Genomic DNA, 14,898 nt, shown 5'->3' on the forward strand with positions numbered 1-14,898 from the left:
TCAGACCTGGAAGACCGGAGAAGGATGGCACCAGCGATCCTTGTATTCGCGGTCGGCGCGACCGAACGAATAGCGCAGGGGTTTGCCCAGCGCCCGCGCATCCTCCCAGGCGGCCTGGGTGTTCAGGTAACTGAGCACGCTGCCAGGGCTGAACTCGCGGGTCTGCGGATCGACGCCGCCGTTGATGTACTCGACGCTGAGCCAGCCCGGCGCTTCGGCGCGATACAGTACCTGGACCGCGATGGGCTGGTCGTTGAGCAGCAGGACCGAGCCGCGCAGCAATTCGCGCAGCCGCTCGAAGACCTCGGCCATGCGCTCCGCGCCGGTGGCCGGGAAACCCCAGCGACGCTGGAACAGTTCAAGATAGATGGCGGCGAACTCGGCCGGGGCGAAGCTGTCTGCCTGGCGCACCTGGCCACCAGCCTCCTCCACCAGGCGCACTTCGCGCCGCTGGTTATAGCGGAACTTCTTGGAGAAATCCTCGGGGGCGCGAGCGAAAGCCAGTTGCTCGGTCTGAGGGCGCAGCGTGACGATGTTCCGCTCATGCAGCGCCGACAGGTAGCGTCCCGCATGGCGGAGGGCGATGCGGGCATCGTCGGCCACCGGCAGGATCAGTTCGGCGTTGCCCAGGTCGTACAGGCCCTTCTTGCCGCGCCGCTTGAGCACGTCCTTGGACAACGCCAGGTGGCGGCCCCAGGTCGGGATCGCCGCAACCAGTTCGCCAGCGCTCTCCCAACCCAGGTAACGCACCGGGATTCCGGCCATTTCGGCGAGTTGCTCGACCACCAGCGGGTGGGTCGCGACGCTGCCGCCGAAACGCTGCCAGGCCTGGGCGTAGGTCAGCGCATCCACTTCGCGCCAACCGCGTTCGCGGAAGGCGCGCAACCTGTTCAGCATGCAGACTCCGAAGCGAAGCCGGCAATCGTCGGCAGGCGCCAGAATTCGCGGCGCACCGCGGCGTCGGAGAAGCGTGTCTCCAGGCGCTCGAGCATGAGCCGCGCACAGGCCTCGCGCTGGCGGCGGTCAAGCGCCGCCAGGTGGGTCAGGCCCTCGGCCAGGGCCGTCTCGTCGCCCAGCGGGAAGAGGATGCCGACCCCTTCCACCACTTCGCGGGCGCCGCCACAGGCGGTGGCGATCAGCGGTACACCGGCGACCATGGCCTCCAGCAGGACCATGCCGAACGGCTCGTGGTCGGAACTCAGGGCGAAGGCGTCGAACGCCTTGAAGTAGCGCCGTGCCTCTTCGACCTGGCCGAGGAACAGCACGCGCTCGCCGATACCCAGTTCGCAGGCCAGGTCCTTGAGCTGCTCTTCCAGGCGGCCGCTGCCGAGGATCGCCAGCAGGCTGTTCTGCGGCAGGCGCGGCAGCGCGGCGGCGAAGCCGCGCAGCAGGGTAGCCTGGTCCTTGTCCGGATGCAGGCGGCCGACGTTGCCGACCACCCAGGCCTCGTCGGGCAGGCGCAGTTGCCGGCGCGCACTCAGGCGCTCGACCTGCTCGGCCTGCAGCGCAGCGACGTCGATGCGGTTGTAGAGCGTCTCGATCCGCTCCGCCGGCCACTTCGGCAGGCAACGGCGGATATCGTCGCGCACCGCGTCGGACACCGCCAGCAGGCTCAGGCGCTTGCTCATCAGGCCGGCGAAGACCTTGCGCGACAACCGCTGGTAATCGCCGAAGGCGTGGTGCACGCCAACGATCGGCAGACGAGTGGCCAGGCTGGCGATCCAGATCGGCTTGAAGCGGTGCGCGATGCAGAAGCGGAAGTCGCGCGAACGGGCGATCTCGCGCAAGTCGCGGATCGCCTTCAGCTTGAGGCCACGGATGTCCCTGGAGCCGTACTCGAGGAACAGTACCTCGTCGGAGGCGCAACGCGCCGCCACCTCAGGATCGGAACGCCCGGTGAGGAACACCGTGGTGACCTTGTACGGGGTTCCGGCGAACAGGCTGGCGTACTGACGGGCACAGTCGAGGAAAGGCCCGTCGTAGCCGTGACAGAACTGCAGGACGCGAGGTTCAGCCGACCGAGTCATACCAGTCCACGCCCTCCTTCACGACCAGGATGTCCTCCATGATCAGGTACTGCAGATCGGAGCCGAAGAACATGTTCAGGGCGTCGGTCGGCGAGCAGATCATCGGTTCGCCACGGCGATTGAGCGAAGTGTTCAGGGCCACGCCGTTGCCGGTGAGGTTCTCCAGTTCCTTCATCAGGTCGTAGTAGCGCGGGTTGTACTCGCGCTTCAGCACCTGGGCGCGGGAGGTACCGTCTTCGTGCACCACTTCCGGCACACGCTCCTTCCACTCTTCGTTGACTTCGAAGGTGAAGGTCATGAACGGGGCCGGGTGGTCGATCTTGAACATCTGCGGGCCGACGGTATCCAGCATCGACGGGCAGAAGGGCCGCCAGCGCTCGCGGAACTTGATCTGCGCATTGATCCGGTCGGCCACGCCCGGCACGCTCGGGCAGCCGAGAATGGAGCGGCCACCGAGGGCACGCGGACCGAACTCCATGCGTCCCTGGAACCAGGCCACCGGGTTGCCGTCGGCAAGGATCCTGCCGATACGCCGGCTGCGGTTGTCGATCTTCTGCCACTGCGGCCTGGCCTCGTGACGGGCGCAGGCGGCGATGACGTCCTCGTTGGAATACTCCGGGCCGAGGTAGACGTGCTCCATCTTCTCCACCGGCACGCCGCGCTGGTGCGACACGTAGGCCGCCGCGCCGACCGCGGTGCCGGCGTCGCTGGCCGCCGGCTGGACGAACAGCTCCTTCACTTCGGGGCGCGAGATGATCTTCTGGTTGAGCTTGACGTTCAGCGCGCAGCCGCCGGCGAAAGCGACCTTGCCGGTCTCGCGGATGATATCGCCGAGGTAGTAGTCCATCATCTCCAGCGCGAGCTTCTCGAACAGCGCCTGGATGCTCGCGGCGTAATGGATGTAGGGATCGTCAGCGATGTCGCCTTCGCGCTTGGGCCCCAGCCACTCGATCAGCTTGGGCGAGAAGTAGTAGCCCTTGCCTTTCTCCTTGTAGCGGCGGAAGCCGATGACGTTGGCATAATCGGTGTTGATCACCAGTTCGCCGTTCTCGAACTTGGCGAGACGGGAGAAATCGTACTTGCTGGCGTCACCGTAGGGCGCCATGCCCATGACCTTGAACTCGCCGTCGAGCATGTCGAAGCCGAGGTACTCGGTGATCGCGCCGTACAGGCCGCCCAGCGAATCCGGATCGTAGAACTCCTTGATCTTGTGGATCCGACCGTTCTCGCCCCAGCCGAAGAAAGTGGTGGCGTATTCGCCCTTGCCGTCGATGCCGAGGATCGCGGTCTTTTCCTTGAACCCCGAGCAATGGTAGGCACTGGAGGCGTGGGCAAGGTGGTGCTCGACCGGCTGGATCTTGATTTTCTTCAGGTCGAAGCCGAGTTGTTGCAGGCACCACTCGATGCGCTTGTAGTAACGCTTGTAGCGGCGGTTGCCGAGCAGGATCGCATCCAGCGCGCGATCCGGCGCGTAGGCGTAGCGCTTGGCGTAGTGCCAGCGGGCCTTTTCCATGATGCTGATGGGAGCGAAGGGAATCGCTACCACGTCGACATCGGCCGGCTCGATCCCTGCCTGCTCCAGGCAGAACTTCGCCGATTCGTAGGGCATGCGGTTCTTCGCGTGCTTGTCGCGCACGAAGCGCTCTTCCTCGACGGCCGCGACCAGCTTGCCGTCGATGTACAGGGCGGCGGACGGGTCATGGCTTACGGCGCCAGACAGGCCTAGGACGGTCAATGCCACGGTAGAACCTCTTCAAAGCAGCTCGCGGTTGCGGAGTGGGACCGACAACCGCGGCTTTCGTTTAACTCGTCGACCGCCGCAGGCGGTGGTCGTCGCTTGTCGTTCAAGCCCCGGCGGCGTCGCCGAGGCGGGGAATCCGTTGCTCCAGCAGCCGGTAGAGGCCGCTGTCCTGCGGCCAGTTGCGCAGGAAGCGCGCGCGGTCGCGGGCGTAGGCGCGGGCAAAGGACGCCTGGCTGTGATGCTTGCGCATCGCGTCCAGGTCGATCAGCGCCCATTCGCCGCCTTGTTCATGGGCCTGCCAGAACAGGTTGTGTCCCTTCAGGTCGCCGTGGCTGATGCGTTCGCGGATCAACGTCGAAAACAGCCGATCCAGTGCCGCCAACTCGGCTTCCGGTGGCGAAACGGCGCCATCGGGCATGTCCAGGCAAGGCTTAAAACGAGCGATTATATCCTGACCGCCGAGATAATCGGTAATCAGGTAGGCGCGCCCGCGCAGCCAGCACCAGCGCCGCTCCAGCATCGCCAGCGGACGGGCGGTGGCGATGCCGAGGAATTCCAGGCGGTTGCCTTCGCGCCAGGAGGCCCAGGCCCGGCTCGGCCGCCAGAAGCGCTTCAGCCAATGGACCCAGCCCTTGATGTTGTAGCGCTTGATGATCAGCGTGCGGCCGTTCGCTTCGACCCGGGCGACGGTGGCCGCGCCGCCGTCCTTGTAGACGTGGCCGGCGGCGATCAGGCGGTCCGCGTCCGCCAGCAGGGGCGCCATCGTCTCGGCCTCGCTGCGGCGAGCGGCGAACAGGCGGAACGGACCGCGCACGACGCTGAACAGGCTACAGTCGCGACCGACCTTCCTCAGCAGGTCGCGCACCCGCCAGCGGCGAACCTTGGCGATTTCCTTCTGCAAGGCTTCCAGCGGCAGCGCATGCTCGCCGTTGGCCAGCAGGTAATGCACCAGCAACTCCTCCAGGAAAGGATCGAGGAGCGCCGGCAACTGGGCGAAGAACACCCCGAGGTTTTCCAGCACTTTCTGTCGCGACAGCGGCTGGCCGGGAGTTTCCGCACGCACGCCGCCACCGTCGATGAGATACAGGCGGCCGGCGTGGCGCAACAGGTTGTCCAGGTGCAGGTCGTCCTGCCAGAGGCCCTTTGCATGCAGCTCGCCAATGGCTGCCAGGGCTTCGCCGAGCACCGCTTGCTGGGCATCGCCCAGCGGCGCCTGGGCCTCCACCGCACGCCAGGCGTCACCGAGGCTCTGCGCCGCGTCGAGGTAGTCGAACAGCAGCCAGCCGCCCTCGCCCTGCTGCAGCCCGTCGGCCAGCAGCGCCGGGGTGGTCAGCCCCTGGGCCGCGAGCAGACGCGCCCCTTCCAGTTCGCGCTGGAAATGCCGTGCGGCCTTGCCGCCCACCAGCAGCTTGGCCAGCACCTTGCGCCCACGCCATTCGCCGGCACCGACGTAGCGCTGCCCGGGCAGCACCCGCAGCAGACTGTCCAGGCGCAGTTCGGCAGCGCCAGCGCCATCCGCCAGGGTCACCCGCAATGGCAGTTGCGGGTGGCGCCCGGCGGCTTGCAGTTCGGCCAGTCTCATCGGCGCGACTCCTTGCGCCGACGGCGCTGGTCGAGAAGGCGATACCACTGCTCGACCTCGGCCGAGTCGAGGGGTTCGTCGACATAGGCGGAGATGAATTCGTGCACGTCCGCTTCGCTCCAGTCCGGGGCACGGCGCAGCATCGGCTCCAGGTCCTTGACCTGGTCGCGGCGGCCGAACCAGATCGGGCGGGTCTTCTCCAGGTCGATCAGGCAGGCCTCGAAGACACCATCGGCCCCCTCGCGGAGGAATACATGCTTGGGATAGAAGCAACCATGCATCTGTCCGGCGGCGTGCAGCTGGCGCGCCAGCCTGCCAACCGCCCGGAGAATCGCCCGGCGCCGCTCTTCGGCCAGGTCGTGCCAGGACGCCAGCCAGGTGTCCAGGTCCTGCCAACCGTCCAGGGCACGGGTCAGGAGGATCGCCTGGCGCTCTCCGCCGACCGCCTGCTGGGCGAAGAACGCCGCCTGCAGGGCGGGAATGCCCAGCGCCCGGTAGCGCTCGATGTTGCGGAACTCGCGGGCGAAGGTCGGCTCGCCCAGCGGATGGCGCAGGCTGCGGGTCAGGTGGTTGCTCTGGCGCTTCAGGTAGTAGGCGGAGTCGCCCAGGTCGAGGCGGTAGACGCTGCTCCAGCCACCCCGCTCGGTATTCGGTTCGTCCACGGCGTCCAGCTGCAAGGCCCACAGGGCGTCGAAGCTGTCCAGACGGTTGCGCTGGAGCAGGTCGTGGTCCTGCGCGGCGATGAAAACGCTCATTCGCGCCCCTCGAAGAAAGCCACCACCTGGCGAATACGCTTCTTGTCGGATTCGTTCAGGTGCCGGCGACGGCGATATTGCAGGTAGAAGCGCAGGCGCTGGGTGCGCGACAGGTGGTACTTGGCCACCTTGTCCAGGCAGGCCAGGTCCTTGGTGATCCGATAGCGCAGCATGAAGCTCCACCAGAACGCGCCGTTCGGGCAGTCGATGAAATACACCAGCGGCTGGTCGTCCACCAGCAGGTTGCGCCACTTCAGGTCGTTATGGGTGAAATGCTGGTCATGCATCAGGCGCGTAGCCTTGGCGATCTGCCGGCTGACGCCGTCCACCCAGCGCGGGTCCTTCAGGCGCGGATCCCGGTTGCAGGCGAGCACCGACAAGTCCTCGGTGCCCGGCAGCTCGCGGGTGATCATGGCGCCGCGCTGGAAGGCGCCGGCCTTGCGTTCCAGCCCCCAGGCGACCACTTCGGCGGTGGGAATGCCCCACTTCTCGAAGCGCTTGAGGTTCTGCCACTCGGCCTTGATCCGCGGTCGCGCCAGGTAGCGGCGCAGGCCCTTGCCGGCGCTGCGGTAGCGCTTGACGTAGTAACGCACGCCGTCGCGCTCGATGCGGATGACTTCGGACAACGGGTCGCGGGTCAGGCGCTCGCCCTCCAGGGCGAACACGCTATCGAGGCTACCGAAGTCGGCGGCCAGGTGACGGTAATCGGGTTCGAGGGTCCACCCCGCCATCAGAGCAGGTCTCCGTAACGCTGCTTGCGTTCGTAGAGTTTTTCCGCCTTGCGTTCCATCCAGGCCAGCAGGCCGGCCTCGTCGCGCAGTATCTCGCGCAACGGCCGGCGGAAATAGGTGCGCAGGAAGCGTAGCTTGTCGCGACGCGTCAGTCCGATGTCCAGCGCAGAGAAATACAATGCCGCCAGATCCTTGTTACGCCAGCGTTTCGGCGTGGCGTCGCGGGTCTGGGCACGGTGCAGATCGATCACCGAGAGGCGGAAATCGTCCGCGCTCACCGGCTTGTCGGTGTGCAACAGGAAATGACAGATGTAGCAGTCGCGATGGTTGACTCCGGCACGGTGCATGTCGCCGACCATCCGCGCCACCGCCTCGACCAGCGCGCGCTTGAGCCGCGGCGGTGGAGGACGTTCGCGCCAGTCCTGGGAGAACACCTCGAGGTCCACGGTCGGCGCCAGTTCCTCGGTGACGATGAAGGAATGCTGCCGCGCCGGATCGCTGCCGCGCTCGCCGTAGGCGACCGCGGTCATGGTCGCTACGCCGGCCTCGTGCAGGCGCCGGATGGCCTGCCACTCCTGGCGCGCGCCGAGCACCGGGAGCTTGGCGGTGAGCAGGTTCTTGGCGATCTCGCCCCAGCCGATGCCACGGTGGATCTTGACGAAGTAGCCACGCCCGTCGACCTCGGTGCGCAGGGTGCGGCGCCCTTCCAGTTCGCGGTAGACCTTGCCTTGCAGCGCCTCCACCGCCTCGAACGGGTCGCGCCCGTTCCACAGGCGCTTGAACGGCTCTTCCAGCACCAGCCTCATGAGGCCTCCCCGAGGATCAGATCGGCGGCGCGCTGCGGCATGCTGTAGAGGTCGGCGTGATCGGCGTAGGCCAGGCCATTGCGCGACCAGGCGGCGCGCGCCGGAGCGTCCTCCAGCATTTCCGCGAGCAGGCGGTTGAGACTGTCCTGCTCGAAGGGACTCGGCAGCACCCGCCCGGCGTCGGCCTCGGCGATGTAGTGGGCATAGCCGCAGACATCGGTCACCAACACCGGCAGGCCGGAGACCAGCGCCTCCAGCAGCACCGTACCGGTGTTCTCGTTGTAGGCCGGGTGGATCAGCAGGTCGGCGCCGAGCAGGAAGCGCGGGATATCGCTGCGCCCCTTGAGGATCTGTACCTGGTCGTTGAGACCGAGGGCGGCGATCTGTAGCAGGAACGGCTTGGGATCGTCCTGGCCGATGGCGATCAGCCGGGTACGCCTGCGCAACGCCTTGGGCAGCGCGGACAGCGCCTTCAGGCTGCGATCCAGGCCCTTGGTCTTGAAGCCGGAACCGATCTGCACCAGCAGCAGGTCGTCCTCCTCCAGGCCGAACTCGCGGCGGAATTCCGCACGCACGTCCGCGGCGTTGGCCGGCGCCCGGCGATCCTGGCTGATCCCCGGCGGCAGCAGATGGAAACGCTCGGCCTGGGTGCCGTAGTGCTTGACGAAGAGCGGCTGCTGCACCTCGGAGATCATCAGGATCTCGGTCTTCGAGGCCGGGTCGAACACTGCCCGTTCGTAGCCGGCGAAGTGGCGGTAGCGGCCCCACTGGCGGTACAGCGGGTTGCGCAAGGTCTGGGCCTTTTCCTCGAAACAGGCGTCGGCGGCGTAGTAGACATCCAGTCCGGGCATCTTGTTGAAGCCGATCACCCGCTGCACCGGGCGCCTGTCCAGGTCGGCGCGGACCCACGCGGTGAACTTCTCGTTGCGCCGGTGGTTGAAGATCGAGCGCACCGGGGCCACCAGCACTTCGAAGCCGTCCGGCACGTCGCCCTCCCAGATCAGGGTATAGACGCGGATGTCGTGCCCGCGCCGCTGGCATTCCAGGGCGATGCGCATGAAGTCACGCTGCAGGCCGCCGAAGGGGAAGTATTTGTAGAGGATGAACGCCAGGGTCATCGGAGGGTCTCCGGGGCCAGCAGCATGGCCTCCAGCTGGGTGGCCACGCGCTGGGGATTCAGCCGGGTGAAGCACAGCGGCTGCTCACGCTTGAGATCGAACAGTTTGCGATCCTCTTCGGTCGGCTGGTAGGTACAGGTCTTCTTCAGGCACGGCGCACAGGGGAAGTCGCTGCCCAGGTGGACCTGGGAACGCCCGTAGGCGCCGGTGAAGCCAGGATTGGTCGGGCCGAACAGCGACAGCGTCGGCACGTCCAGCGCCGCCGCCAGGTGACCGAGGCCGGTATCCACCGCCACGCAGGCGCGCGCGCCGGCAAGCACCTTGGCCATGCCGGCCAGGGATAATCTGGGGAGTACCGCGGCATTTTCCAACCCCGCCGCCAGGCGCCCGGCCCGCTCCCGCTCGGCGGCGCTGCCCCAGGGCAGGCGCACCGACCAGCCGCGCTCGCACATGCGCTCGGCCAGTTCGCGCCAGTAGGCTTCCGGCCAATGCTTGGTGTCCCAGGTAGTACCGTGCAGGAACACCAGGTACGGCGCGCCAGGGTCGGCATCGGCCAACTGCTCGCGGTCCAGGCCATAGTCACCGACCGACTCGGGCAACGGGTAGTCCAGCGCCTGGGCGAACAACTGGCGCGTGCGCTCCACCGCATGCTGTCCCCAGGCGACCGGATAGGCACGGCGATAGAAGCGGCTGGCGAGCGGCTCGCGCGCCGAGTCGCGATCGAGACCGGCGACCGGCGTCTTGCCCACGTAGCGGGTCAGCCAGGCACTCTTCAGCAGCCCCTGGGCGTCGATCACCAGGTCATAGTCGACTTCCTTCAGGCGCTGCTTGAAGCGCCGCCATTCGCCGTTGCGCAGGGTCTGCCAGAGGTTCTTGCGCCAGCGCCGGATCGCCACCGGGATCACCCGCGCCACCGCCGGATGCCAGGCGGGAATCTCGGCGAAACCTTCCTCCACCACCCAGTCGAACTGGATGCCGGGAATCGCCCGGGCGGCGTCGGTAAGCGCCGGCAGGGTGTGGATCACGTCGCCGAGGGACGAGGTCTTGACCAGCAGTACCCTCATCCGGCGACCTCGGCAGGGTCGCCGACCAGCCGCTCCAGGGCTTGCAATACCAGGCCAGGCGGCAGCTCGCGGAGGCAATTGTAGTGGCCGAAGCGACAGGTGCGCTCGAAGCACGGGCTGCACTCGAGACCGAGGCGGACGATCTCCACCCGGTCCGCCAGCGGCGGGGTGAACTGCGGCGAGGTGGAGCCATAGACGCCCACCAGCGGGCGATCCAGCGCGGCCGCCACGTGCATCAGGCCGGAATCGTTGGACACCACCGCGCCAGCGCAGGACATCAGGTCGATGGCCTCGGCCAGCGAAGTCTCCCCGGCAAGATTGAAGGACTCCTCGCGCAACCCCGGAATCAGGCGCTGGCGAATCTCCTCTCCACCGGGATGGTCGTTCTTCGAGCCGAACAGCCAGACCTGCCAGCCGGCACGGATCTTCGCCTCGGCGACCGCGGCGTAGTGTTCCGCCGGCCAGCGCTTGGCCTCGCCGAACTCGGCGCCGGGACAGAGCGCCAGCACCGGGCGGTCCAGGCTCAGGGCGAACTTGTCGAGCGCCGCCTGGCGGCTGCCGTCGTCGATCCGCAGGCGCGGCTGCGGATAGGGCTTCGGCAACTCCACGCCCGGCTCGAAGGCCAGGGCCATGAAGCGTTCGATCATCAGCGGATAGCGCTGCTTGTCGAGCTTGCGGATGTCATTGAGCAGCCCGTAGCGCATCTCGCCGCGCCAGCCGGTGCGCTTCGGTATTCCGGCGAACCAGGGCACCAGCGCCGACTTCAGCGAGTTGGGCAGCAGGATCGCCTGCTCGTACTGACCGCGCAGGCCGCGTCCGATCCGGCGCCGTGTGGCGACGTCCATCACCCCGTGGCCGAGCGGGAAGCTCAGGGCCTGGCGCACCTCGGGCATGCGCTCGAGGATCGGTCGGCTCCACTCGGGCGCCAGCACGTCGATCACGCACTCGGGATGCCGCTGGCGCAGACACTGGAACAGGGTCTGCGCCATCACCATGTCCCCCACCCAGGAGGGACCTACGATCAGAATTCTCATTCAGGCTCCGGAAATGATCAGGGAGGCTTTCGCCTCCCTGTCACACCCTTCTTCGGTGCTTACTTGACCAGGGTACGCCACTCGGCGTGGGCCTCGGTCTTGCCGCTGACCAGGTCGAAATAGGCTTTCTGCAGCTTTTCGGTGACCGGGCCACGGCGGCCGGCGCCGATCTTGCGACCGTCCACTTCGCGGATCGGCGTGACTTCCGCGGCAGTGCCAGTGAAGAAGGCCTCGTCGGCGATGTACACCTCGTCGCGGGTGATGCGCTTCTCGACCAGTTTAAAACCGTGTTCGGCGGCCAGGGTCAGGATAGTGTTACGAGTGATGCCGTTCAGGCAGGCGGTGACTTCCGGGGTGTAGATCACGCCATCCTTGATGATGAAGATGTTCTCGCCGGAGCCTTCGGCCACGTAGCCTTCCGGATCTAGCATCATGGCCTCGTCGGCGCCGCCGGAGATCGCTTCCTGGAGGGCCAGCATCGAGTTGATGTAGGCGCCGTTGGACTTGGCGCGGGTCATCGAGATGTTGACGTGGTGGCGGGTGAAGGAACTGGTGCGCACCTTGATGCCTTGCTGCAGGGCTTCCTCGCCCATGTAGGCGCCCCAGCTCCACGCGGCGATGATCACATGGACCTTCAGGCCGCTGGCGCGCAGGCCCATGCCTTCGCTTCCGTAGAACACCATCGGGCGGATATAGGCGCTTTCCAGGTTGTTCTCGCGCACGGCGGCGCGGGTCGCCTCGTTGATCTCGTCGCGGCTGTACGGGATCTGCATGTTCATGATGTGCGCGGAGTCGAACAGCCGGTCGGTATGCGCCTGCAGGCGGAAGATCGCCGTGCCCTGCGGGGTGTCGTAGGCGCGCACGCCCTCGAACACGCCCATTCCATAGTGCAGGGTATGGGTCAGCACGTGCGTGGTCGCGTCGCGCCACTGCACCAGTTCACCGTCATACCAGATCACGCCATCACGATCGGCCATCGACATAGTTGCCAGCTCCTTCAGATATTCGTTACGTACTTGCGTTACGTGCCTGAGTGGATCAGCCGAGCCGCAGCTCGCGCCAGATCCTGATCACTTCTCGCCGCTCCGTCTGGAAGTGCTCGCCGCTCACGACCCCGGCCTCCTTCTGTAGTGCCAGGCGGTGTGCGGCTGCGCGATAGGCCTTGTAGGCCTCCTGCAGGAGACGGACGTCCTCGCTGGCGATCAGGCCAGCCCGTTCCAGTCCTTCCAGAATGCGGATGTTATCGGTGAATTCGAGCAGCGCCGGGTGTTCTCCGGACCAAGCTAGAACCGCATATTGCACCATAAATTCGATATCGACGATACCACCGGCATCGTGCTTGAGATCGAAGGCTGCCGTGGCCTCGAAGGCATTCGAGGCGGTACCGGCGGCGGTCGCGCGGGTTCCCAGGTTGTCGCGCATCTTGGCGCGCATTTCGCTGACTTCGGTGCGCAACGCGTCGAGATCGCGCGGCCTCGCCAGCACCTCGGCACGTACCGCCTCGAAGCTCGCCTGCACCCGCCGGCAACCGGCCAGCACCCGGGCGCGGACCAACGCCTGGTGCTCCCAGGTCCAGGCCTCCTGCTCCTGGTAGCGCTGGAAGGCGCCCAGCGAACTCACCAGCAGGCCGGCCGCGCCGCTCGGACGCAGGCGCATGTCGACCTCGTAGAGGGTGCCGGATGGCGTCTGCGCGGTGAGGAAATGGATGATCTTCTGCCCCAGGCGGGTAAAGAACTGCGCGCCATCGATGGATTTGCCGCCATCGGTCTCGCACTGGGGGTCGCCGTCATGGATGAACACCAGGTCGAGGTCCGAGCCATGGCCGAACTCCAGCCCGCCGACCTTGCCGTAGCCGACGATGACGAAGTCCGGATCGCACGGCGTGCCGTCGGCGCGCAACGGCCGGCCATGACGCTGCACCAACTGCCGCCAGGCCAGTTCGAGGACCTCGACGAGGATCGCCTCGGCCAGCCAGGTCAGGTAGTCGCTGACCTTCATCAACGGCAGCGTGCCGGCGATCTCCGAGGCCGCCACCCGCAGCCCGTGGGCCAGCTTGAAGTGACGAAGGGTCTCCATTTGCTGCTCGAGGTCGTCCTCGGGAATCCGCATCAGCCGTTCGCGCAGCTCGGCGGCCAGCTCGGCGGCCTGTGGAGGACGGAACAGGCGCCCCTCGTTGAGCAGCTCGTCGAGCAGGATCGGGAACCGCGCGATCTGCTCGGCAACCATCGGGCTGGCCGCGCAGAGGGTCAGCAGGCGCTCCAGCGCGCCGGGGTTCTCGGTCAGCAACACCAGGTAGGCGGAACGCCGCGCCACCGCTTCCACCAGCGGCAGGACCCGCTCCAGCACCAGGTCCGGTTGGGGGTTTTCCACGGTCATCGCCAGCAGGCGCGGAACGAAGGCATCCAGGCGCTCCCGGCCGAGACGCTGCATCGCTCGTACCTGGGGGCCGTGGCGCAGATCGCTGAGACGCTTCCAGGCCGCCTCGGCATCGACGAAACCAGCGTCGGCCAGTTGCCGGCTGGCCGACTCCTCGTCCAGCGCCTCCTCCCACAGCGGGATCCACTCGGCGCCGACGCTGCCGCAGGCCGCCTCGCCGCTTTCGTCCTCGTCCGGGTCGGCGATCACCTGGCGGAAGTGCCAGTCGATGCGCGCCCGCCAGTGGCTCAGGCGCTCGTGGAATGCGGCCCAACTGGCGAAACCCATGATGAAGGCCACGCGGATGCGGTCGTATTCGTCGCTGGGCAGCATTTGCGTCTGCCGGTCGGCCAGCGCCTGGATGGCATGCTCGGCGTAGCGCAGGAACTCGTAGCCGCCGCGCAGCTCCTCGACCACCGCCGGCGGCAGGTAGCCCTGCCCCTCCAGGGTCGCCAGCACCTTCAGCAGCGGCCGTTGCTGCAAGCTCAGGTCGCGCCCGCCATGGATCAACTGGAAGGCCTGGGCGATGAACTCCACCTCGCGGATACCGCCTTCGCCCAGCTTGATGTTTTCCGACATCCCCTTGCGCCGGACCTCCTGCTGGATCAGCTGCTTCATGGTGCGCAGCGCCTCGATGGCGGAAAAGTCCAGGTAGCGCCGATAGACGAACGGCCGCAGCATGCCGAGCAGTTGCTCGCCTGCCTGCTGGTCGCCGCCGACCACCCGCGCCTTGATCATCGCGTAGCGCTCCCAGTCGCGCCCCTGGTCCTGGTAGTACTGCTCCAGCGCGGCGAAGCTGTAGACCAGCGGTCCGCTGGAGCCGTAGGGACGCAGGCGCATGTCGACGCGGAAGACGAAGCCGTCGACGGTGATCGCATCCAGCGCCTTGATCAGCTTCTGCCCCAGGCGGGTGAAGAACTCCTGGTTGTCCAGCGAACGCTTCGCCCCCTCGGTCTCGCCGCCCTCCGGGTAACCGAAGATCAGGTCGATGTCCGACGACAGGTTGAGTTCCACCGCGCCCAGCTTGCCCATGCCGAGGACCACCATCCGCTGCGGTTCGCCGGAGCGCCGGCCGATCGGCGTGCCGAACTGCTCGCACTGGCGCCGATGGAGCCACTCGCAAGCCAGGTCGATGCAGGCGTCGGCCAGGGCCGACAGGTCGCGACAGGTTTCCGCCAGCGCGGCGCGGCGGGTCAGGTCGCGCCAGATGATGCGCAGTTGCTGGCGTGTGCGGAAACGTCGCAGGCGCCGACCGAGTTCGTCCTCGTCGGCGCAATCCTCCAGCCGCGCCTGCAACTGACTGCGCAGTTCGCCGGGCGCCTGGGGGTTCTCCAGCTCGCCGCGTTCGGCCAGTTCCAGCAGCATCGCCGGGTCGCGCACTGCCTGCTCGGCGACGAAATCGCTGGCCGCGGCGACCCGTCGGAAATCCTCCAGGCGCTCCTCGGGCCAGGCCTCCAGGCGGGCCAGGGCGGCGGCATCGAGGGCGGCGACAGCGGAGCGGAGGGCAGTCCCGGCGCGTTCGGCGGCGGGCAGCAGGGTGGCCGGCAGATTCGCCAGCGAAGGCAGGCTCATGGTCTATCCTGTTTGGGCTTCCGACCGAAGACAGGCTCGACGCACAACGTCGA

The 14,898-nt window shown here is 67.1% G+C and carries 12 protein-coding genes; all 12 read right to left on the bottom strand.

Features of this window, described 5'->3' with window-relative positions; genetic code table 11:
- The 12 genes from ACYAF3_RS08355 to glnE all read right to left on the bottom strand — a co-directional run bounded on the left by ACYAF3_RS08355 (position 1) and on the right by glnE (position 14,845).
- The gene (locus ACYAF3_RS08355; RefSeq protein ID WP_003158384.1) at positions 1 to 897 is read right to left on the bottom strand and encodes an antimicrobial resistance protein Mig-14; all 897 of its coding nucleotides are present in this window, start codon (positions 895 to 897) and stop codon (positions 1 to 3) included.
- Positions 891 to 2,027 carry a glycosyltransferase gene (locus ACYAF3_RS08360; protein ID WP_003109898.1) on the bottom strand — a complete coding sequence of 379 codons (1,137 nt, stop codon included), beginning with the start codon at positions 2,025 to 2,027 and terminating at the stop codon, positions 891 to 893. The genes ACYAF3_RS08355 and ACYAF3_RS08360 overlap by 7 nt, the downstream gene beginning before the upstream one ends.
- Positions 2,011 to 3,768: a carbamoyltransferase family protein gene (locus tag ACYAF3_RS08365; protein WP_003095766.1), complete on the bottom strand. Its 1,758-nt coding sequence runs from the start codon at positions 3,766 to 3,768 to the stop codon at positions 2,011 to 2,013. The genes ACYAF3_RS08360 and ACYAF3_RS08365 overlap by 17 nt, the downstream gene beginning before the upstream one ends.
- A 103-nt stretch (positions 3,769 to 3,871) precedes the next feature.
- Positions 3,872 to 5,350, bottom strand: coding sequence for a lipopolysaccharide kinase InaA family protein (locus ACYAF3_RS08370; protein ID WP_003123597.1), 1,479 nt, complete (start codon positions 5,348 to 5,350; stop codon positions 3,872 to 3,874).
- A complete protein-coding gene (locus ACYAF3_RS08375) occupies positions 5,347 to 6,105 on the bottom strand; it encodes a lipopolysaccharide kinase InaA family protein (protein WP_003095770.1) in 759 nt (252 codons plus the stop codon). The genes ACYAF3_RS08370 and ACYAF3_RS08375 overlap by 4 nt, the downstream gene beginning before the upstream one ends.
- Entirely contained in the window at positions 6,102 to 6,836 is a 735-nt protein-coding gene (locus ACYAF3_RS08380) for a lipopolysaccharide kinase InaA family protein (RefSeq protein ID WP_003095773.1), read from the bottom strand. The genes ACYAF3_RS08375 and ACYAF3_RS08380 overlap by 4 nt, the downstream gene beginning before the upstream one ends.
- Positions 6,836 to 7,642, bottom strand: coding sequence for a lipopolysaccharide core heptose(I) kinase RfaP (gene rfaP / locus ACYAF3_RS08385; RefSeq protein ID WP_003114553.1), 807 nt, complete (start codon positions 7,640 to 7,642; stop codon positions 6,836 to 6,838). The genes ACYAF3_RS08380 and rfaP overlap by 1 nt, the downstream gene beginning before the upstream one ends.
- Positions 7,639 to 8,760, bottom strand: coding sequence for a glycosyltransferase family 4 protein (locus ACYAF3_RS08390; protein ID WP_003114554.1), 1,122 nt, complete (start codon positions 8,758 to 8,760; stop codon positions 7,639 to 7,641). Before ACYAF3_RS08390 ends, rfaP begins: the two co-directional genes overlap by 4 nt.
- Positions 8,757 to 9,824 (bottom strand): lipopolysaccharide heptosyltransferase I, encoded by a 1,068-nt coding sequence (gene waaC, locus ACYAF3_RS08395; RefSeq protein WP_003116147.1) that lies wholly within the window; start codon positions 9,822 to 9,824, stop codon positions 8,757 to 8,759. Before waaC ends, ACYAF3_RS08390 begins: the two co-directional genes overlap by 4 nt.
- Complete coding sequence (waaF, locus tag ACYAF3_RS08400) at positions 9,821 to 10,858, bottom strand: lipopolysaccharide heptosyltransferase II (protein ID WP_003109905.1); 1,038 nt, start codon at positions 10,856 to 10,858, stop codon at positions 9,821 to 9,823. Before waaF ends, waaC begins: the two co-directional genes overlap by 4 nt.
- Before the next feature lie 59 nt (positions 10,859 to 10,917).
- Positions 10,918 to 11,841 carry a branched-chain-amino-acid transaminase gene (gene ilvE, locus ACYAF3_RS08405; protein ID WP_003095783.1) on the bottom strand — a complete coding sequence of 308 codons (924 nt, stop codon included), beginning with the start codon at positions 11,839 to 11,841 and terminating at the stop codon, positions 10,918 to 10,920.
- Positions 11,842 to 11,896: 55 nt separating this feature from the next.
- Positions 11,897 to 14,845, bottom strand: coding sequence for a bifunctional [glutamate--ammonia ligase]-adenylyl-L-tyrosine phosphorylase/[glutamate--ammonia-ligase] adenylyltransferase (gene glnE, locus ACYAF3_RS08410; RefSeq protein WP_004347608.1), 2,949 nt, complete (start codon positions 14,843 to 14,845; stop codon positions 11,897 to 11,899).
- Between the last annotated feature and the right edge of the window lie 53 nt (positions 14,846 to 14,898).

The organism is Pseudomonas sp. TZ252 (assembly GCF_056110345.1).